This is a genomic window from Actinoplanes sp. SE50/110 (genome assembly GCF_900119315.1).
GTDB lineage: Bacteria > Actinomycetota > Actinomycetes > Mycobacteriales > Micromonosporaceae > Actinoplanes.
Window position 1 is genome coordinate 7,244,828 of sequence record NZ_LT827010.1, and the last position, 19,968, is coordinate 7,264,795.

At 72.6% G+C, this 19,968-nt stretch carries 15 protein-coding genes; 6 read left to right on the plus strand and 9 right to left on the minus strand.

The genetic code is table 11. The features are described from left to right. The first annotated feature begins 70 nt into the window (after positions 1 to 70). The 3 genes from ACSP50_RS32465 to ACSP50_RS32475 all read left to right on the plus strand — a co-directional run bounded on the left by ACSP50_RS32465 (position 71) and on the right by ACSP50_RS32475 (position 3,664). Entirely contained in the window at positions 71 to 1,657 is a 1,587-nt protein-coding gene (locus ACSP50_RS32465) for a phospholipase D-like domain-containing protein (RefSeq protein ID WP_014693553.1), read from the plus strand. A 76-nt stretch (positions 1,658 to 1,733) separates the two neighbouring features. Continuing rightward, positions 1,734 to 3,008, plus strand: a complete 1,275-nt coding sequence (locus tag ACSP50_RS32470; protein WP_231956766.1) for a sensor histidine kinase — start codon at positions 1,734 to 1,736, stop codon at positions 3,006 to 3,008. Continuing rightward, positions 3,005 to 3,664 carry a response regulator transcription factor gene (locus ACSP50_RS32475; RefSeq protein WP_043515973.1) on the plus strand — a complete coding sequence of 220 codons (660 nt, stop codon included), beginning with the start codon at positions 3,005 to 3,007 and terminating at the stop codon, positions 3,662 to 3,664. The genes ACSP50_RS32470 and ACSP50_RS32475 overlap by 4 nt, the downstream gene beginning before the upstream one ends. 163 nt (positions 3,665 to 3,827) lie before the next feature. On the opposite strand, the gene ACSP50_RS32480 is transcribed toward ACSP50_RS32475, so the two are convergent. Both ACSP50_RS32480 and ACSP50_RS32485 read right to left on the minus strand, forming a co-directional pair. Further along, positions 3,828 to 4,955 (minus strand): protein-L-isoaspartate O-methyltransferase, encoded by a 1,128-nt coding sequence (locus tag ACSP50_RS32480; RefSeq protein ID WP_014693555.1) that lies wholly within the window; start codon positions 4,953 to 4,955, stop codon positions 3,828 to 3,830. 29 nt (positions 4,956 to 4,984) lie between these two features. Beyond that, entirely contained in the window at positions 4,985 to 6,142 is a 1,158-nt protein-coding gene (locus tag ACSP50_RS32485) for a phosphotransferase (RefSeq protein WP_014693556.1), read from the minus strand. 16 nt (positions 6,143 to 6,158) lie between these two features. On the opposite strand from ACSP50_RS32485, the gene ACSP50_RS44360 reads away from it, so the two are divergent. After that, complete coding sequence (locus ACSP50_RS44360) at positions 6,159 to 6,860, plus strand: glutaredoxin domain-containing protein (RefSeq protein ID WP_014693557.1); 702 nt, start codon at positions 6,159 to 6,161, stop codon at positions 6,858 to 6,860. A gap of 332 nt (positions 6,861 to 7,192) precedes the next feature. Here the strand turns inward: ACSP50_RS44360 and aceB are convergent, their stop codons facing one another. Both aceB and uraH read right to left on the minus strand, forming a co-directional pair. Next, complete coding sequence (gene aceB / locus ACSP50_RS32495; RefSeq protein WP_014693558.1) at positions 7,193 to 8,728, minus strand: malate synthase A; 1,536 nt, start codon at positions 8,726 to 8,728, stop codon at positions 7,193 to 7,195. Between the two features lie 211 nt (positions 8,729 to 8,939). Continuing rightward, entirely contained in the window at positions 8,940 to 9,302 is a 363-nt protein-coding gene (gene uraH, locus ACSP50_RS32500; protein WP_014693559.1) for a hydroxyisourate hydrolase, read from the minus strand. Positions 9,303 to 9,537: 235 nt separating this feature from the next. Between uraH and hrpB the strand changes: the two genes are divergently transcribed. Beyond that, complete coding sequence (gene hrpB, locus ACSP50_RS32505) at positions 9,538 to 12,123, plus strand: ATP-dependent helicase HrpB (RefSeq protein ID WP_043515981.1); 2,586 nt, start codon at positions 9,538 to 9,540, stop codon at positions 12,121 to 12,123. Positions 12,124 to 12,205: 82 nt separating this feature from the next. Here hrpB and ACSP50_RS44715 read toward each other — a convergent pair whose 3' ends face one another. Continuing rightward, positions 12,206 to 12,337 carry a hypothetical protein gene (locus tag ACSP50_RS44715; RefSeq protein WP_255344713.1) on the minus strand — a complete coding sequence of 44 codons (132 nt, stop codon included), beginning with the start codon at positions 12,335 to 12,337 and terminating at the stop codon, positions 12,206 to 12,208. Positions 12,338 to 12,566: 229 nt separating this feature from the next. Between ACSP50_RS44715 and ACSP50_RS32510 the strand changes: the two genes are divergently transcribed. Next, complete coding sequence (locus ACSP50_RS32510; RefSeq protein ID WP_014693561.1) at positions 12,567 to 13,340, plus strand: methyltransferase domain-containing protein; 774 nt, start codon at positions 12,567 to 12,569, stop codon at positions 13,338 to 13,340. Between the two features lie 413 nt (positions 13,341 to 13,753). Here ACSP50_RS32510 and ACSP50_RS44365 read toward each other — a convergent pair whose 3' ends face one another. The 4 genes from ACSP50_RS44365 to ACSP50_RS32530 form a co-directional block, all read right to left on the minus strand. Next, the gene (locus tag ACSP50_RS44365; protein ID WP_304412700.1) at positions 13,754 to 16,612 is read right to left on the minus strand and encodes a bifunctional diguanylate cyclase/phosphodiesterase; all 2,859 of its coding nucleotides are present in this window, start codon (positions 16,610 to 16,612) and stop codon (positions 13,754 to 13,756) included. 187 nt (positions 16,613 to 16,799) lie between these two features. Continuing rightward, a complete protein-coding gene (locus ACSP50_RS32520) occupies positions 16,800 to 17,522 on the minus strand; it encodes a PP2C family serine/threonine-protein phosphatase (protein ID WP_014693563.1) in 723 nt (240 codons plus the stop codon). A gap of 81 nt (positions 17,523 to 17,603) precedes the next feature. Further along, positions 17,604 to 18,629, minus strand: a complete 1,026-nt coding sequence (locus ACSP50_RS32525) for a hypothetical protein (protein WP_014693564.1) — start codon at positions 18,627 to 18,629, stop codon at positions 17,604 to 17,606. Then, entirely contained in the window at positions 18,626 to 19,783 is a 1,158-nt protein-coding gene (locus ACSP50_RS32530; RefSeq protein WP_014693565.1) for a transporter substrate-binding domain-containing protein, read from the minus strand. The genes ACSP50_RS32525 and ACSP50_RS32530 overlap by 4 nt, the downstream gene beginning before the upstream one ends. Positions 19,784 to 19,968 lie beyond the last annotated feature (185 nt).

Consider the following 19,968-nt stretch of genomic DNA (forward strand, 5'->3'; position numbering starts at 1 on the left):
TGATCGCGACATGCGCGCGGCGGACAGGGGGCTTACGGTGAGGGCATCATCGACCTCAGAGGGGTTGCCCGTGCCATTGGAGGACTGGCTTCTGACCGCCGCCGAACGCGGCAACCCGCACACCGGCATACCCACGTGGTCCGCTGGAAACACCGCCGAACCCCTGATTCACGGAAAAAGGTACTTCGCCCGGCTGACCGAGCGGGTGGAGAAGCTCCAGGCGGGTGACCACCTGTTCTTCACCGACTGGCGCGGCGACCCGGACGAGTTGGCGGTCGACGGCGGCCCGACGATCGCCGAGTTGTTCGCCGCGGCCGCCCGCCGCGGGGTGATCGTCAAGGGCCTGCTGTGGCGCTCCCACCTCGACAAGCTGGCGTATTCGGAGGAGGAGAACCGGAACCTCGGTGACCAGATCCGGGAGGCCGGCGGCGAGGTGCTGCTCGACCAGCGGGTCCGGCGCGGCGGCTCACACCACCAGAAACTCGTGATCCTGCGGCATCCCGGGCAGCCGGCGCTCGACGTCGCGTTCGTCGGCGGCATCGACCTGTGCCACAGCCGTCGCGACGACGACGATCATCACGGGGATCCGCAGGCGGTGCGGATGGCAAAGGCGTACGGGCCGACCCCGCCCTGGCACGACATCCAGCTGGAGCTGCACGGTCCGGTGGTCGGCGCGCTCGATCTCACTTTCCGGGAACGCTGGCGTGACCCGGCCCCGCTCGATCAGCACGGGCCGATCTCCACCGCCATCGACCTGCTGAATCACGCCGATCTGGACGCCGATCATCTGCCGCCGCAACCGCCGGACCCGCCGGAGTGTGGCCCGCTGACCGTGCAGGTGCTGCGGACGTACCCGGCGATGCGCCCGAAATACTCCTTCGCGCCGCTCGGCGAGCAGAGCATCGCCCGCGGCTACACCAAGGCGATCCGCCGCGCCCGGAAACTGATCTACCTGGAGGATCAGTATCTGTGGTCGGCCGAGGTCGCCAAGCTGTTCGCCGAGGCGCTGCAGACCAACCCCGAGCTGCACCTGGTCGCGGTTGTGCCACGGCACCCGGACGTGGACGGCCGCTTCGCGCTGCCGCCCAACCTGGTCGGCCGGGAGCAGGCCATCGAACTGTGCAAGCACGCCGCGCCCGATCGCGTGCACGTGTTCGACCTGGAGAACACCGAGGGCACGCCGATCTACGTGCACGCCAAGGTGTGCGTGATCGACGACATCTGGTGCAGCGTGGGCAGCGACAACTTCAACCGTCGGTCATGGACCCACGACAGCGAGCTGTCCTGCGCGATCCTCGACGACACGCCCGACGAGCGCGAGCCGGCCGACCCGGCCGGGCTGGGTGACGGCGCCCGGCGTTTCCCCCGCGATCTGCGACTCGCGCTGACGCGCGAGCATCTGGGCCTCCCCGCCGGCGCCGGGTCCGCCGAGCTCATCGATCCGATCGCGGTCGTACGAAGGATGGACGCGGCCGCCGCGGCGCTGCGCGACTGGCGCGACAACGGCCGGCACGGGCCGCGCCCGCCGGGGCACCTGATCCCGCACCAGACCGAACGCCTCCCGTGGTACCAGCGCGCCTGGGCGACCCCCGCGTACCGCCTGATCTACGACCCGGACGGCCGTCCCTGGCGCGATCGCCGGGCCGGCCGGTGGTGAAAGGTATATCCAGCCACACCCCAGGACTCGGGCCAGCGGGATGGGCCGCGACCGGCTGGCTGCCTACGGTGAAACCGTGTCCGCCACCACCCTGAGCGAGGCCCTCCGGGACCGCCGCTATCTGCTCACCCTCTGGCCCTGGCGCTCGGTCACCCACCTGGCCGTGACCGCCGTCGTCGCCGCGCCGCTCAGTTGCGGCCTGACCGTGCTGCTGCTCCCGCTGCTGGTCGCCGGCCGCGAGATCCTGCACGGTCACCCGCCCCGGCCGGCCGTCGTCTTCCTGGTCGTGATCGCCGCCGGGATGCTCGCCGTCGCCGCCCCGCTGATCGCGCTGCCGGTCGCCGCGCTGGAACGCCGCCGGCTGCGCCTGGTCGACCCGCGCCCGCTGCGCGGCACCCGGCCGGCCGGACCGGCCGCCGCGCTCCGGGACGAGGCGACCTGGCGCGCGGTGCTCTACACCGTGCTGCTGGCCCTGCTCGCCCCGCCGGTCTTCCTCGCCGCCTCCCTCTGGGTGTCCGTCGAGGCGCTGATGGTGGCCAGCCCGTTCGGCATCGGCACCTGGGAGTTCGGCAACTGGCAGGTGCACGGCGGAGCGCACAGCATCCCGCTCAGCGTGCTCGGCGTCTTGCTGGCCCCGGTCACGCTCTACCTGGCCGGGATCCTGGCGGCCGGGCACGCGATGCTGGCCCGGCGGCTGCTCGGCGCCGGTGACCCGCTGCGCGACCAGCTCAGCGACGTGGCCCAGTCGCGGGCCCGGCTGGCCGACGCGTTCGACGCCGAACGCCGCCGGATCGAACGTGACCTGCACGACGGCGCCCAGCACCGGCTGACCAGCCTCACCCTGCACCTCGGCATGGCCCGGCTCGACCTGCCGGAGGACTCGCCCGCCGCGGGCCCGCTCGGGCAGGCGCACACCCAGGCGAAGGAGTTGATGGTGGTGCTGCGCGACCTGGTGCACGGCATCCGGCCGCAGGTGCTGACCGATCTCGGGCTGCCGGCGGCGCTGCGCGAGCTGGCCGCCACCTCGCCGGTGCCGGTCACCGTCGAGACCGACATCGTGGCGCGGCCGCCCGAGGGGATCGAGACCACGGCGTACTTCGTGGCCGCCGAGGCGCTCACCAACATCGCCAAACATGCCCGGGCCACCGCCGCCCGGGTCCGGGTGACCGGCGACGGCACCCGCGTCGATCTGGAGATCCAGGACAACGGGCGGGGCGGGGCCGACCCGGCGGCCGGCACCGGGCTGACCGGACTCGCGGACCGGGTGGCCGCCGCCGGGGGCCGGCTGCTGCTGGCCAGCCCGGCCGGCGGGCCCACGCTGCTGCGGGTGGAGCTGCCGTGCCCGCGGTGAACGCAAGCGCCGCCGCCCGGGTCGTGCTGGCCGAGGACGGGGTGCTGCTGCGGGAGGGGCTGATCGGGGTGCTCGGGCGGTTCGGCTTCACCGTGGTGGACGCGGTGGGCGACGCCGAGCACCTGATCGCCTCGGTCGGCGTGCACCAGCCCGATCTGGTGGTCACCGACATCAAGATGCCGCCCGGCTTCCACGACGAGGGCCTGCGGGCGGCGGTCGAGCTGCGGCGGAACCGCCCCGGCCTGCCGGTGGTGGTGCTGAGTCAGTACGTGCAGGAGGAGTACGCGTCGGATCTGATCGGCACCGGCGACGGCGTCGGCTATCTGCTGAAGGACCGGGTCGCCGACATCGAGGACTTCGTGGCGGCGCTGCGTACCGTCCTGGCCGGCGGGACCGTGGTCGACCCGGAGGTGGTGCGGCGCCTGCTGCACCGGCCACGGGATCCGCTGGCCGGGCTGTCCCCGCGGGAACGGGAAGTGCTGGGGCTGATCGCCGAGGGGCGGTCGAACTCGTCGATCGCGGCGGCGCTGTTCGTCAGCGAGACCGCGGTCGGCAAGCACATCGGCAACATCCTGGGCAAGCTCGGTCTGCCCCCGACGGACGACACCAACCGGCGGGTCATGGCGGTGCTGACCTACCTGGGCGCCCGCTCCTGACCGGCCGCCATGTCCTTCTTGATCGTCGGCCGGCTGCCACGTCGTTCTTGATCGTCGGCCGGCTGCCACGTCGCTCCTGATCGTCGGCCGGCTGCCACGTCGCTCTTGATCGCCGGCAGGCTGCCACGTCGCTCCTAGTCGTCGGCAGGCTGCCACGTCGCTCTTAGTCGTCGGCAGGCTGCCACGTCGTGGGGACCAGGATCGGGGCATCCGGGTCGCCGGCCCGGGTCAGGCCGACCTGCCAGGCGCGCATCGGCGGACGACCCCGGCGATGCCAGCGGTCGATCAGGGCGGCGGCGTCGGCGGTACGCCGGTCCGCGTCACCGCCACCGGCCAGCACCGAGCCGTCCGGGAGGAGCACCGCGCCACCGGTTCCGGTCTCGTCGAGCAGGGTCAGGTAGATGTCCTCACCGCTGCGGAAGGCATGCCGGGCATCCCGGCGGACGACCTCCCCCGCGGGAAGGGTGGCGCGGGTGACCCGGCGGTCCCAGGCGCCGGCCGCGTACCAGAGATCCCGATAGGCCGTGCTGTCCAACGGCGGATCCCAGCGGGGCGGGGCGGTTTCGGTCAGGCCGTGCAGTACGCCGGCCGGGGGCGGGTGGCTGCCCGGGTGGCGGGCGCCGAGCGGGCCGGCGGCGCCCATGAAACCGGCCGAGCAGACCACCCGGCCGGTGCCCGATCCGGTTACCGTCAGCACCGGATGGTGGCCGGCGTGCTCGACCGGCGCGACGACGAAGCCAGCCGGGTCCAGCTGGGCGAACCAGTGGGGTGAGAGGCCGGCGACACCCACCGTGACGATGACCCGGTCGTACCGGGCATCGGGAGATCCCGGATAACCGTCACCGGTGACGACCCGCGCCCGGGAGATCCCCGCCCGGGCCAGCGCGGCACGCGCGTGGGCGGCGACGTCCTCCTGCACCTCCACACTGGTCACCTCCGCCCCGAGCGTCGCCAGCAGCGCCGCGTTGTAACCGGTGCCGGCGCCGATCTCGAGGATCCGCATCCCCGGCCGGACGTCGAGGGCCGCCAACATGATCGCCATCAGGGAGGGCTGGCTGGACGAGCTGATCGGCCGGTCGCCGTCCACCTTGGTGACCAGGACGTCGTTGCTGTAGACAGTGGGCAGGAAATCCGGGTCGACCGGCTCCATCCAGCTGCCGTCACGCCGGTGGAAACCACCGGTCACGAACAACTCCCGGGGCACCGACCCGAAGGCCGTGGCCAACTCCGGCGACAGGGACACGCCGTCCTGCCGGATCAGATCGATATAGCGCCGCCGCAGATCCGTCATGCAGCACACCGTACTCATCGATGCCGGCGTCACGCTCCGGCTGCGGCGACCGCCGCGGCGAGGCAGTCCGGCACGTCGCCGGCGTGATAGGGCCATTCCGACTGCTCGATGTTGGCGAGGAAACCGGCGTAGGTGGCGGCATTCCACAACCCGGCGACCGGCCGCAACAGCTCGACAGCACGCTCCGGATCGCTGCCCGGCACCGTCACCCGCCATCGCCGTGCCCACGCCGCGACGATCGGCTCCGGATCGGCCAGCCCGTCGACGAGACGCAGCAGATCGAACGCGGGGTTGCCGATCGCCGCGTCTCCCCAGTCGACGATCACGAGGCTGTCCGGGCCGGACCCGGTGCGGACGTTGCCGGGATGCAGGTCCCCGTGCAGGAGGGTGTCGGGCAGGCCGCAGGCGGCCACGGCGGCCAGCCGGCGCGGCAGGTCGTCGATCAGGCCGGTCAGGCCCGGGATGCCGGACAGGTAGGGCGCGGCGACGGCGGCGAACCGCGCGGCGTCCAGCCGACGGTCGGGGACACCGGCCAGTTCGCCGACACGGCCGGCGTAGTGCTCCTGCACCGGGTGGAAAGCCTCGGCGATCCGGGCGCACAGGTCGGCGCCGGCGCCGTACCGGTCCTCCCCCGGCACGTGTGCCAGCAGCATCCGCCCCGCACTGCCGGCGGCCAGCACGTAGGGCACCAGGCTCGGCGCGACCTCGACGACCAGGCCGAGCACGGCCGGCTCGTGCGCGAGGAACGGCGGCACCTGCTTGAGCCAGGCGACCGGGCCGTCCGGGCCGTCCATCCGCCAGATCGCCGACAGGTTCCAGGTGCGCTGCTGGACGGCGGTCAGGCCGGGAAACCCGAGCCGGTCCAGGACGCCGGCCGCCCAGGCCAGCGTCACGGCGGGGCCGCCCGGCTCGGCCCACGGGGCGCGCAGGGCGTGCGGCACCAGGTCGGCGCCGAGCGGGGTCAGCCCGGCAGGCCGAGCCCGGGTCTCGGCGAGGTAGGTGACGTGCCCGCCGGGCGGCGCCGGCCGGTCGGCGTGCAGCAGGCGCAGGACGGTGACCTCGGCGCCGGCCGCCGCCACCACCTCGGCCACCTCCTGCCACCAGGGGCTGGCGACGGAGAACGGCGGCATCGCACCGAGCAGGTCACCGGCCGGGTCGACCAGCACCAGGGTCACGGTTCGGGGCACCGCCCCATTCTGTCCCATGAACGTTCCGGATCGGCGCGCTGCGGTTGGCTGGGTTCCGATCCACGCGCCGCGGTTCCGGATCCACGCGCCGCGCTTCGCGGAGTTCCGGATCGACTCGCCGTGCTTCGCGGAGTTCCGGATCGACTCGCCGTGCTTCGCGGAGTTCCGGATCGACTCGCCGTGCTTCGCGGGGTTCCGGATCGACTCGCCGCGCTTCGCGGAGTTGCGGATCGGCGCCGCGGTCTCTTGCCACGTGCTGCACCCCTCCGGGCGGAAGGTGGCGACCCTGTGGCGTACCCTTCCGCGCATGACGCGAAGGTGGCGGCTCGCCGCGCTCAGCGCGGTCTGCGGCGTGATCATCGCCGCGGTCAAGATCGCGCAGGGTGCCTCACCCGGCGGTGCCGCGGTTCTACTGGCGGTCTTCCTGGTGCTGGCGGTGGTGACGTCACCGCTGGTCTTCCCGCGCCCGGCCGGCGTCGCCAACGGCCGCCCGGTGATCTACTGGCGGCCCGGCTGCCCGTTCTGCCTGCGGCTGCGGGCCCGACTGGGTCCGGACGCGGCCCGCTTCGCCTGGGTCGACATCTGGGCGGACCCGGCGGCCGCGGCGATCGTGCGCGGTTTCGCCGACGGCAACGAGACGGTCCCGACCGTGGTCATCAATGGTGAGGGTTTCGTCAATCCGGATCCGCAGTGGGTCCGGGAGAAAGTTCAGCTCTAGATTCGTCCAGATGCAGGCTGTGCGCCACCGCGGGCGGTGGGGCGGTCGCCGCGTCGGGGCAGGGATACCACTCGCAGCCGCAGCGACAGCGGATCTTCCAGGGCCGATACCAGACTCGTACGGGTTCGTGTCGCACCTTGATCGCCTCCCGGCGCCACCGGCGCTTCCCGCGCCGGCTCATATCCGGTGATACGTATCCGGCCCGCCGGAGTTCGAGGTCCGCACCGATTCGACGAACGCCGATCTATCACGTTATGAACAGTCCCTCGACGAGACGCCGCGTTCCCCCGGAGCCAATCCGGAGGAACGCGGCGCTCCCGGCGCTCGTCGGCTCAGTCGATCGAGTCGTAGGCCGCGCTGGTCAGGAAGTCGGCGAAGTCGTCGGCGAGAGCGACCCGCTCGAACAGCTTGCGGGCGTCGTCGAACCGGCCGCCCTCCCCCGCCGTCTCCTTGATCTTGGCGAGCTCCTCGTCCTCGATCCGGGTGACCAGTTCCGCGGTGATCGGGGTGCCGTCGGGCAGCTTGACCCCGTTGTGGATCCACTGCCAGATCTGCGAGCGGGAGATCTCCGCGGTGGCCGCGTCCTCCATCAGGTTGTGGATCGCCACCGCCCCGTTCCCGCGCAGCCACGCCTCCAGGTATTGCAGCGCGACGTTGACGTTGTTGCGCAGGCCGGCCTCGGTGACCTGGGCGTCCAGCGCCGCGACGTCGAGCAGGTCCCGGGCGTCGACGGCGACGTCGGGGCGCAGCTTCGACAGCTGGTTCGGCTTGTCGCCGAGCACCCGGTCGAAGATCGCCTGGCAGACCGGGACCAGGTCGGGGTGGGCCACCCAGGAACCGTCGAAACCGTCGCCGGCCTCGCGCTCCTTGTCCTCGTTGACCTTGGCCAGCGCGATCTCGTTGACCTTCGGGTCGCGCCGGCTCGGGATGAACGCCGCCATCCCGCCCATCGCGAACGCACCCCGCCGGTGACAGGTGGAGACCAGCAGCTCCGAGTAGGCCCGCATGAACGGCGCGGTCATCGTCACCGCGGCCCGGTCCGGCAGGATCATCCGCGGGTTGTCCCGGAAGTACTTGATGATGCTGAACAGGTAGTCCCACCGGCCGGCGTTGAGTCCGGAGATGTGCGGGCGCAGCGCGTAGAGGATCTCCTCCATCTCGAACGCGGCCGGGATGGTCTCGATCAGCACGGTGGCGCGGATCGTGCCGACCGGGATGCCGAGCTGCTCCTGGGCATAGGTGAAGACGTCGTTCCAGAGCGCGGCTTCCCGGTGCGACTCCATCTTCGGCAGGTAGAAGTAGGGTCCGCTGCCGCGCTCCAGCAGCTCCTTCGCGTTGTGGAAGAAGTAGAGCCCGAAGTCGACCAGGGCGCCGACGGCCGGCTCGCCGTCCACCGGCAGGTGGCGCTCGTCGAGGTGCCAGCCGCGGGGGCGCATTACGATGGTCGGGTACGGACCGCCGTTCAGCTCGTACGTCTTCTTGTCGGTCTCCAGCGTGATCGTGCGCCGGATCGCGTCGTACAGGTTCTGCTGACCGTCGACCACGTTGGACCAGTGCGGGGTGTTGGCGTCCTCCAGGTCGGCCAGCCACACCTTGGCGCCCGAGTTGAGGGCGTTGATGGTCATCTTGCGCTCGGTCGGCCCGGTGATCTCGACGCGGCGGTCCTGCAGGTCGGCCGGGGCCGGCGGGGCGGACCACTCGGCGGCGCGGATGTCCGCGGTCTCCGCCAGGAAGCCCAGGCTGGCTCCCGCGGCGATCTCGGCCCGCCGGGCGGCACGCGCCTGGAGGAGCTCGTTGCGGCGCGGCCGGAACCGCCGGTTCAGATCGGCGACGAACGCCACGGCCGCGTCAGACAGGATCTCGGTCATCGTTGACGGCTCCTCTCGGTGTGGTTACTCCCGCGTAGCGTAGTGGTGACGCCGCCTCACGTCAGCGGCCGTGAGAGCCAAGAAGATCACACTTGGCACATGACCGTCATCTATCCCTAACGTTCCGCATCCGGCACGCGACGGTGCGCTCGCCACGCCTCCCAGGTCGGGCCACTTCATCCGCAATGACCGTTTCCACGCGATCCGGCACTCAGCTTCCCCGATAGGTGGTGTAGCCGTACCGGTTGAGCAGCAGCGGCACGTGATACTGCCGGTCCGGGTCACGGACGTGGAAGGCCACCATGATCTCCGGGAAGAAGCAGTCCTGCCCGAGATAGGGCTCCACGTAGAACAGCAGCCGATAGCCACCGGCCTGCCAGTCGCGCATCGGCACCCGGAAGCGCAACCGGCCGTCGCCGTCGCTGCGGCCCTCGGCGACCGTCGACCAGCCGTCCGCGTCGTGGCGTTCCAGCCGCACGTAGACGTCTCCGGCCGGATCACCGGTGCCGGTGTCGAGGATGTGCGTCGAGATCCGGGCGTGCGCCTCGGCGGCCGTGCCGTCGTCAGCAGGCACCGGGCACTCGCCTCCGCCGCGACCCGGTGATCCCGCGAAGCCTGAAGATCCCCACCGCACCCCTCCATTGATCACTCGAACATGCCGGGCCCGCGGCGTGCGCCGGCGGACCGAAAAGGCAACACGGCCACCCTGCCACCTTTCGCCACGCCGGAACCGGGCCTGTGGATAACCGGCGGCTGTCCACAGGCCGCGAAAACTTGTCGGTGGAATCGGCCAGACTGTCCGCGTGCTGATTCGCGCCGACGCCCTCCCCGACCTACCGGTTCGCGACCTGCTGCCGGAGGTGACCGCCACGCTGTCCGGAGCCGGGGCGGCGGTGCTGGTCGCCCCGCCCGGCACCGGCAAGACCACGCTCGTCCCGCTCGCCCTGGCCGACGCCGGCCGGGTCATCGTCGCCGAGCCGCGCCGGGTCGCCGCCCGCGCCGCCGCCCGCCGGATGGCCACGCTGCTCGGCGAGCCGGTCGGCGAGCGCGTCGGTTATGCGGTGCGCGGCGACCGGCGCGTCTCCCGGCGCACGCTGATCGAGGTGGTCACCACCGGCCTCCTGGTCCGCCGGCTGCAAAAAGATCCCGAGCTGTCCGGTGCCTCGACGGTGGTCCTCGACGAGTGCCACGAGCGGCACCTCGACTCCGACCTGGCCCTGGCGTTCCTCGTCGAGGCACGCGCGGTGCTCCGCCCCGGCCTGCGGCTGCTGGCGACCTCGGCCACCGCCGACGCCGACCGGCTGGCCGAGGTGCTCGGCCAGCCCGGCAGCCCGGCGCCGGTGCTCACCGCGCACGCGCGCACCCACCCGGTCGAGGTGATCTGGTCCCCGCCACCCGGCCCGGTCGCACCACCGCACGGGCTGCGCGTCGACCCCAAACTCCTCGACCACGTCGCGGCGACCACCCGGCGGGCACTCGCCGAGGGCGACGGCGACGTACTGGTCTTCCTGCCCGGCGCCCGGGAGATCGAGCTGGTGGCCACCCGGCTGCGCGGCGTCGGCGCCGACGTGCTGCCACTGCACGGCCGTCAGTCCGGCGAGACACAGGACGCCGCGCTGCGCGCGGGCCCGCGCCGCCGGGTGGTGCTGGCCACAGCGCTCGCCGAGAGCAGCCTGACCGTGCCCGGGGTGCGGGCGGTGGTCGACTGCGGGCTCAGCCGGGTGCCGAGAATGGACCACTCGCGCGGCCTGGGAGCACTGGTCACCGTCCCGGTGTCCCGGTCATCGGCGGTGCAGCGGGCCGGGCGGGCCGGGCGCGAGGCGCCGGGCCGGGCCTATCGGTGCTGGGCCGAGGCGCAGCATGAGCGGCTCCCGGCGCAGTCCGAGCCGGAGATCGCGGCCGCCGACCTGACCGGCTTCGCGCTCGACCTGGCCCTCTGGGGCGACCCGTCCGGCAGCGGTCTGGCGCTGCCCGACCAGCCGCCGGCCGGGGCGCTGCGGGCGGCCGTCGCCACGCTGCGCGACCTGGGTGCGGTGGACACCGACGGACGGGTGACCGCACGGGGACGGGCGCTGGCCGGGGCCGGGCTCCACCCACGGCTGGCCCGGGCGTTGCTCGACGGGGCGGCGCTGGTCGGGGCGCGGCGGGCCGCGGAGATCATCGCGGTGCTCGACGATCCGCGATCCGCGACAGACGATCTGGTGGCGGCGGTGCGGCGGGCCCGGGCCGCGGGTGATGCCGGTTGGCGATCGGAGGTACGCCGATTGACCTCCGCCGCGGCCACCGACCTGCCAGCCCCCGCCGCCGAGCCGGCAGCGGCGGCCGCGGCCGCCGGTTCGGGCTCGGGAGCGAGTGCCGGTGCGGGTGCGGCCGGGGCTGGGGCTGGCGCTGGGGCTGCAGCTGGGCCTGGGGCTCGGATTCCGGATGATCTGGCTACGGGCTTGGTGGTCGGCTTGGCCTATCCCGAGCGGGTGGCGCTGGCGCGTGAGCCGGGTGGCCCGTCCTATCTGATGGCTGGCGGGACCGCCGCGGACCTGCCGCCCGACAGCTCGCTCGCCGGCACGCCGTGGCTCGCGGTCGCCGCCGCCGACCGGGCCGCCGGGGCGCGCACCGCGCGGATCCGCAGCGCCGCGCCGCTCGACGAGACGACCGCGCGCGAGGTCGCCGAGGCGCTGTTCGCCGAGGATGACGAGATCGGCTGGATCGACGGCGACGTCGTGGCCCGCCGGGTGCGGCGGCTCGGCGCCATCACCCTCAGCAGCAGACGACTGACCGATCCCGATCCCGCCGCGGTGCGGGCCGCCCTGCTGACCGGCCTCCGCGAGACGGGCCTCGGGCTGCTCACCTGGAACCGCTCCGCCGACGAACTCCGCGCCCGGCTGGCCTTCGCCCACGCCGCGCTCGGCGACCCGTGGCCCGACGTTTCCGACACCGCGCTGCTCGAACACGCCGCCGACTGGATCGATCCGGGCTCCGCCAGGCGCCGGTCCGACCTGGCCAAAATCGACGTCACCGCGGCGCTGCGGCGGCTGATGCCGTGGTCGGTCGCCGGCCGGCTGGACGAGGTCGCGCCCGAGCGGCTGCCGGTGCCGAGCGGCTCGCAGATCCGGCTGGACTACTCCGACCCGGGCGCGCCGGTGCTCGCGGTGAAGGTGCAGGAGGCGTTCGGCTGGCGGGACGCCCCACGGCTGGCCGACGGGCGGGTGCCGGTGCTGTTGCATCTGCTCTCCCCGGCCGGGCGGCCGGTGGCGGTGACCCGTGATCTCGCGTCCTTCTGGGTGCAGGGCTATCCGCAGGTCCGCGCGGAGATGCGGGGCCGATATCCGCGCCATCCCTGGCCGGAGGACCCGATGACCGCGGCACCCACCCGCCGGGCCAACCCGAGATCCCGATGACACCGGCAACCACGCTGACCGACGGCGGCCGGTCCTTCCCACCCCGCGCACCACCGGCCCCGCCGACGACCCACGCCGTCGATCACCCGAAGCCGGCGACCGCACCGCCCACCACCCACGTCGTTGACCAACCGAAGCCGGCGACCGCACCGCCCACCACCCACGCCGTTGACCAACCGAAGCCGACGACCGCACCGCCCACGACCGATGCCACCAGCTCCACCGTTCACGATCGCCACCTCTGCCCGCCGGCTACTCGCCCGCCTTCAACGGACCCCATCGCCGCCACCCGGTGGCGGCGCTCCACGCCCGATCCACCTACCGACCGCGCCACCGTCTCGGCCGCGACCTGAAGCGGTGCCGGTGGAAGTGCGTTCCCGCTGAGCGGGCGTCACCGATTGGCGCTCGTGCTGACCGCAAGTGATTCGAGAGGAGAGGTAACGATGACGAACACGTTCACCCCCGCGGAGAAGACCTGGCTGTCCCGGCTCGGCTCACTGCGCCAAGTGGTGCGGCAGGAGGTGGTGGCACGGCAACTGGCGCAGCGCCTGAGACCTGACGCGCCCAGGGTGCTCGACGTCGGCTGTGGGCAGGGCACGCAGGCGATCCGGCTGGCCCGGCAGGGCTACGACGTCACCGCCCTGGACTCGTCCGAGCAGATGTCGGCGGCACTGGGTCGCGCGCTGAGCGAGGAGTCCACGGCGGTGCGCTCCCGGGTTCATGCGGTCCGGGCCGATGCGAGCCGGCTCGCCGGAACCTTCTCGCCGGGCTGCTTCGACGTGGTGCTCTGCCACGGCGTGTTGATGTACTTCGCGGATCCCGGCCCGTTGCTGACCGACCTCGCCCGGATGCTGGCGCCCGGGGGCACACTGTCCCTGCTGGTCCGTAACGCCGACGCGCTCGCGATGCGGCCGGCGCTGCTGGGCGACTGGGCGATGGCAGGCGAGGCGTTCGGCACGACGACGTACGGCAATCGTCTCGGCATCCGCGCCCGGGCCGATCGGCTGTCCGATCTGACCGCCGCGCTGGCCGGGCGGGGGCTTGAGGTTTTCGCCTGGCACGGCGTCCGGGTCTTCACCGACACGGCCGCTGATGACGCTCCGCTGCCGGCGGACAACGAACTCGCGCGGATCCTCGACTGCGAGACCCGGGCCGGTGCCACGGATCCCTATCGCGGGGTCGCGGCCTTGACCCACATCTTCGCCCGCCGTCCCTGACAGCGGTGGCGGCCGGTCAGCGGCTGACCAGACCGGCCGCCACCCATCGACACATCACGGTGCGCAGCGGGAAGTGAGGCAGGTTGGTGAGGGAGATCAGGCCTCATCGCTGAAAAGGCCGGCGCGATGAAGGCAGCCGGCGCGGTGAGGGCGGCCAGCGCGGTAAGGCGGCCAGCGCGGTAAGGCGATCGGCGCGGTGAGGGAGCCAGCGCGGTGAGGCGGGCGCGGTGAGGCAGGCGGCGCGGTGAGGCAGGCGGCGCGGTGAGGCAGGCGGCGCGGTGAGGCAGGCGCGGTGAGGCAGGCGGCGCGGTGAGGCAGGCGCGGTGAGGCGGGCGCGGTGAGGCGGGCGCGGTCGGCGCGGGACGTACATCCGTGAGGGAGATCAGCCGGACGGTCGATGGAGGGGCGGGAGGTCAGCGGTTGGGGTGATCGAGTTCGGACAGACGTCGGGGTGGGCCGAAGAGGTATCCCTGGCCCAGCGGGCAGCCGAGCGCTGCCAGGGCCTCGGCGCGCTCGTTGGTCTCGATGCCTTCGCCGACGACGGTGATGCCGAGGTCCGCGCAGATGGCCAGGACGGAGCGGCAGAGGGTTCCGGCTCGTTCCGGGGCGGTGTCGACGTCGGTCAGCGTCGAGTCGAGCTTCACCGTGTCGACCGCCAGGCCGTGCAGCTGGGCGAGGGCGTTGTAGCCGCTGCCGAAGTCGTCCAGGGCGACCCGGACGCCGCGGGCGCGCAGGCGTTCGACCACCGCGGCGGCGCGCGGCAGGTCGGGGATGCGCAGGGTCTCGGTGATCTCGACGACCAGGCGGTCGGGCGGCAGCGCGTGCCGGGTCAGGGCGGCGTCGACGGCGTCTTCCAGGCCTTGCTGGCCGAGGCGGCCGGCGGAGACGTTGACGTGGACGGCGATCGGACGGCCGTACCGTTCGGCGAGGGCGTGCGCGTCGGTGCAGGCCTGGTCCAGCACGAAGTCGTCGATGGCGGAGACCAGGCCGGTGCGTTCGGCCATGGTGACGAAGACGTCGGGGTGGACCGGGCCGGCGACCGGGTCGGTCCAGCGGGCCAGCGCCTCCACGGCCACGGTGGCGCGGTCGCTGAGCCGGACGATCGGCTGGTAGTGGACCTCGAAACCGGCCGCGGCCGGGCTGCCGCCGCTGAGTGCGCCGGCCAGCAGTTGCGGCAGGTCGGCGCTCGGGCCGTGGACCGGGCCGGTGTAGCGGATCATGGCGCCCTTGCCGCGGCGTTTGACCGCGTACATGGCGGCGTCCGCGCGACGTAGCAGCAGGTCGGCGGAGAGACGGTCGCCGGGTTCGGCAGCGACCAGACCGATGCTGGCGCCGACGGTGACGGAGCGGCCGTCGATCACGTACGGCTCGCGGAGGGCGGCCAGCACCCGCTCGCCGACCCCTTCCGCCTCCACCACCCACGGCCACCCCTCCCCGCCGGAACCCGCGCCGTTCACCGACGCCCCCGCACCGGGGAAAGCCGCACCGTTCGACGACACCGCCGCCCGCGGCCCGGCGGCAGCGGAAGCAGAAGTGGCAGCGGAGGGCACGGCGGAAGCCGAGGCCGCAGCGGAAGGTGCAGCGGAAGCCGAGGCCGCAGCAGAGGGCACAGCAGAAGCCGAGGCCGCAGCAGAGGGCACAGCAGAAGCCGAGGCCGCAGCAGAGGGAACGGCGACCGAACCTGAGGACGCACCGGTGTTAGGCGAAGCGGCCCCCGACCCGGAACCCGCAGCAGCGGGGGCGGAGCCGGCGGAATCATCGGCGTGGTTCGGAGACCCTGCGGGAGCGAGGGGAAAAGCGGCCCACTCCGAACCGGACGCCGCCGGCGGGAAGTCGGTGCGGCGGCGCGCGGGACGGGTGTCGCCGGACCGCCGGCCACCGTCCGGGCGGGACGCCGCGCGTGACGCCGCGGAGACGCGGATGCCGGCGGCCGAGAGCACATACCCCCGCCGCCGTCCCATGGCCCGCCGCAGCGCCGACACCGCCCCGCGGGGTCGCGGTACGGTCGGCGGCACCGTGTCGCTCTGGTCCAACACCACCGCGAATTCGTCGCCGCCGAGACGGGCCACCAGATCTTGCGGACGGACCGAGGCGCGCAGCCGCTCACCGATGGCGTGCAGCACCCGGTCGCCCATCGCGTGGCCGTAGGTGTCGTTGATCAGTTTGAAGTCGTCCAGGTCGGCGAAGAGGACCGCCACCGGAGTACCCAGGTGCTGGTTGGCGTCGAGGGCCAGGACCAGCCGTTCGCGGAACAGGGCACGGTTCGCCAGGCCGGTCAGCGGATCGTGGTACGCCTGGTGGTGCAGCCGCCGTTGGGTTTCCGCGACCCGGTGCAGCAGCACCGTGTTGTCCAGGATGGTGATCATCTGCCGGGTCACGACCAGGCCGAGGCCGAGCCACCCGAGGTAGGCCTGGAACGATGTCAGCGGATGCCCGGTGGCCGTGCGGGCCAGCAGCACCACGCCGGTGACCAGGACCGGCACGTAGGGCAGCAGCAGGTGGAACCAGTCCCGTTGCGTCGTCGTCCGGTCGGCCGGGGTCGGGGCCGGGGCGGCCGGGCTGAGCGCGGCCAGCGCGATGCACCCCGGGCCGAGCAGGTGGCCGGCGGTTTCCAGCCAGGCGGGGCAGAGGCCGAGGAGGCGTACGCTGTCGGCCACCCCGAACGCGACCAGCCCGGCCCCGATCAGCATCAGCGGCCGCCGGCCGGCCGGCGAGTCGGGCCGGGTGGTCAGCAGCAGCACCACCATGGTGACCAGCACCAGGTCGGCGATCGGGTAGGCGGCCACCCACCAGCCGAGGGTCTGCCAGCTGGCGATGACGTCCAGTGTCCGGGCCGGGATCAGCGACCAGCCCAGGGCCAGCACCGATCCGGTGATCAGCACGCTGTCGATGAGCAGCGCCACCTGGTCGCGCCGCGGCGAGGTGGGTATCGGGCGGGGCCGGGTGCGGGTGGCCGTGAGCAGACCGATCAGCATGCAGGCGGGCAGCACCACGAAGCCGGCGTCGAAGAGGGTCGGGTGGGCGAGCCGGTCGTGCCCGGCGGCGTCCTGCACCACCCACCAGACGCGGACCGCCGTCCAGGCGGCCAGGCCGCCGGCCGCGAGCCGCCGCCAACTGCGCGGGATGCCGAGCCGGTGGCGCGCCACGACCAGGCAGGCCCACGCCGCGATGGCGCCCGCGGCGAGCTGCGCGGTGTCGGTGTAGAGCCGGGGCGCGCCCACGAACTCGCCGACCGCCACCACGGCGAGGGCGAGCGCCACAGTCCCGATCAAGCGCGCCGTCGTGATCACCACCAGTGTCCGGGCCGCGAGCATGATCCACGGCCGGAGGCATGCCCGGCCCTGAGTCACGGCCGGAGGAACGCCCCGGCCATGATCCACGGCCGGAGGGGATGCCCCGGCTGTGAGCCACGACCGGCGGGATACCGGCCATGATCCACGGCTGGATGAAAATACCTGCTCAGTCCCCGTCGGTCACGTCGGCGATGATCACCGTGACGTTGTCCGGTCCCCCGCCGCGCAACGCCAGATCGATGAGCCTCTCCGCGCACGCCTTGGGGTCGGGAACGGTTCGCATCTCTTCTTCGATGGTCACATCGTTCACCACGACGGTCAGTCCGTCACTGCAGAGCAGCCACCGGTCGCCGGCCTGCGGCTCGACGATCACGTAGGCGGGGCTGACCGGCTCGCCCTGCAGCACCCGGGTGACGACCGCCCGGCGGGGATGCCCGGCCGCCTCCTCCGGCTTGATCAGGCCCTGATCGACCAGCATCTGGACGTACGTGTCGTCCTTGGTCAACTGGTTGAGCCGCCCGTCGCGGAGCAGGTAGGCCCGCGAGTCGCCGACGTGCGCCATGGCCGCCCGCTCGCCGTTGAAGAGCACCGCGGTCAGCGTGGTGCCCATGCCCTGGAGTGAGGGGTCGGCGACGACCGTCTCGGCGATCCGCCGATTGGCCAGTTCCAGCCCGCGATGCAGCGCGTCCATCTGGTTGTCGGTGTCGATCGGGGCGTCGAGCGAGACCATGGACTCCACGGTGATCCGGCTGGCCAGATCGCCGGCGGCCATGCCGCCCATGCCGTCCGCGACGACGAGGAGCCGGTCACCGGCGTAATGACAGTCCTCGTTGTTGCTCCGGACGTGTCCTTGATCGGTGACGGCTGCCCACCGCAGGTGCAAGGTCATGGCGTGCAGCCTGCCAGGTCGATGGCTGGCTGTCTGCACGTGGTGGGCGGCATGTCGCACATGTCGTAGTCGAAAATACACTCAGGCCGGGTCATGGGGCCGTCCTAGGCATCGAGGATCGATTTCGGTCACCTTCCGTGTCGGCGCGATCCATTCCAGTACGGTCTCCTCGACCGGCCAGCCGCGGACCGCCACCGCGCTCTCCGGCGGCCGCACCGGCTCCGGACAGAGAATCTTGGATCGCATCTGCCCGTTCGGAATGAAGGTAACCTCACCCGTCGACAGCAGCATGGTGGTGGAGGTGTCGTCGACCGCGATCAGCTGCCCGACGATCACCTCGCGCACCGGGCCGTCCGGCGGCCCGACCTCGATGGCGCTGCGCGGCAGCACCGGCGCGCGGAGGAAGACCACGCCGACGACGATCGGCAGCGCGGTGGCGGCGGCCACGGCCGGCCAGTGGGTGACCAGCCGCGCCCAGCGGGCCGGGACCGGCCCGGTGAGCAGCGGACCGAGCAGCGGCGGCACCGCGAGCATCAGCGCGGTGCCCTGTTCGCCACCGCGGATCGCACTGACCACCCCGGGCCAGACGAAGATCCAGGTGAGCACGCCGACCAGGATCGGCACGACCAGGGTGTTCCAGGCCATCACCGGGCGTCCGACGCGCAGGCGTTGCACCGCGGTCAGCCCGAGCACCGCGACCACCAGCATCTCCAGCGCCGGCAGCAGGCGCAGCTGCCAGGTGAAGCCGGCGATCAGTACGGCGATCAGCACCACCCAGTCGGGCATCCGCAGCGCGGCGACCGCGATCGGCGACCGTCCGGCGTCGCCCGGGTTGCTCACCAGCAGGATTCCGCCGAGCACCCGCAGGATCAGGATCACCGCGGGGATCGCCCAGCTCAGCGTGATGAACAGGGCGCTGATCATGCCGAGCGGGTTGATGTACTGGACCATCAGCAGCATGGTCGGCAGGTCCTGGCGGCTCAGGTACCAGACCCGCAGGACGAGCAGCATCAGCGGGAAGGCCGGCAGGACGGTGAGCAGCCAGTTGAGCTGGGCGCGCCGCCGGCGGGGCGCGATCACCGGGCCTTTGGCGTAGTAGTCGGTCATCCCAGCGGGTCCTCCCACGGGAGCTGCCGGACGTCGGGCCGGGTGACCCGGGGCTGCTCGGCGACCGCGATCGGCGTCTTGCCGTTCTCCGCCACCTCGACCTGCAGATTGTTCCGGAACGCATTCTCCCACCGGTCGTCGTGCGGATCGGCGTAGGAGCGGTACAGCGTCAGATCGACCAGCTTCTTCAAGGCGGGGTTGTCGCCGACGTTCACGCCCCACGCCTCGGTGGCGTCCAGTCCGAGGTCCCAGTGGGCGTATTTCGCGGGGAATTCCGCTTTCCATCCGGCGAGGATGGCGGCGTCCGTGGTGACCGCGTCCACTTCGTGCTTGTCGAGCATGGCGAAGCATTCCCGGACGCGGTTCTTGCGGACCACGTTGGCCCCGACGCGCGACGGCGCGGCCTCACTGGTCGAGGTGGACAGCGTGCAGACGTTCTGCCCGCGCAGATCCTCCAGGGCGGCGACCGGACTGTGTCCGGTCAGCGTGATCACCGACTGTTCGGTGTAAAGGTACGGCTGCGAGAAGGTCACTCCGGCGGCGATCCGGTCCGGTGTGATGCTGTAACTCGCGATCACCATCTTGACCGGGACGCGATTGCCTTTCTCGTCGTTCGCCTGCATCCGCGCCCGGTCCTCGGACTCCATGCCGTAGAAGTGCACCTGGCTGCGACGGAAACCGAGATCTTCGGCGATCATGTACGCGATGTCGATGTCGAATCCCGACCAGATCTTCGTTTTCTCGTTGTAGTACGCCGTCCCGTACTGATCGTCCTTGACGCCGACGGTCAGCACCGGCCAGCCGTCCACGCCGGACTGGGCCCGCAGATCGGCGACCGACGGCGGCCCGCCCACCAGCAGCCGCACCATGGTCATCCCGACCGCCAGCGCCAGCGCCAGCCCCAGCCCGGCCAGTCGCAGCGCCGCCATGTTGAACCGGTCGGCCCGCTCCGGCAGCGGCTCCGGCTCGGGCAGCGTCCCGGGCTCCACCGGCAGTGGCAGCCGCCCCTCGTCGACCGCCTCCTGCACCGCGATGTCGCGCGCGGCGATGTCCTCCACGGTCCGCCGCCGCAGCTTCCACACCCGGCGCAGCTGCGGTGGAATCCCGCCGGCCAGGTCACCGAGCAGCGCCCCACCGCGGAAGGAGTCCCGCACCCCCGACCCGCCGGCGGAAGAAGCACCCGACCCGCCCGCGGAAGAAGCACCCACCCTGCCCGCCGAGGAAGCACCCGACCCGCCCGGCGAAGAAGCGGGAGCCGAGACGCCCGGCGGCCCGGAAACACCCGGAGCAGCCGGAATCCGCGTAGTGCCCGGAGAAGCCCCGCTGTCCGACGCCGATT

What these genes read in the sequence shown, in the direction of transcription:
- ACSP50_RS32480 (WP_014693555.1), bottom strand. Translation starts at nt 4,955, where the DNA reads ATGACGGATCTGCGGCGGCGCTATATCGATCTGATCCGGCAGGACGGC.
- ACSP50_RS44360 (WP_014693557.1), top strand. Translation starts at nt 6,159, where the DNA reads ATGAACGTTCCGGATCGGCGCGCTGCGGTTGGCTGGGTTCCGATCCAC.
- aceB (WP_014693558.1), bottom strand. Translation starts at nt 8,728, where the DNA reads ATGACCGAGATCCTGTCTGACGCGGCCGTGGCGTTCGTCGCCGATCTG.
- ACSP50_RS32510 (WP_014693561.1), top strand. Translation starts at nt 12,567, where the DNA reads ATGACGAACACGTTCACCCCCGCGGAGAAGACCTGGCTGTCCCGGCTC.
- ACSP50_RS32520 (WP_014693563.1), bottom strand. Translation starts at nt 17,522, where the DNA reads ATGACCTTGCACCTGCGGTGGGCAGCCGTCACCGATCAAGGACACGTC.
- ACSP50_RS32525 (WP_014693564.1), bottom strand. Translation starts at nt 18,629, where the DNA reads ATGACCGACTACTACGCCAAAGGCCCGGTGATCGCGCCCCGCCGGCGG.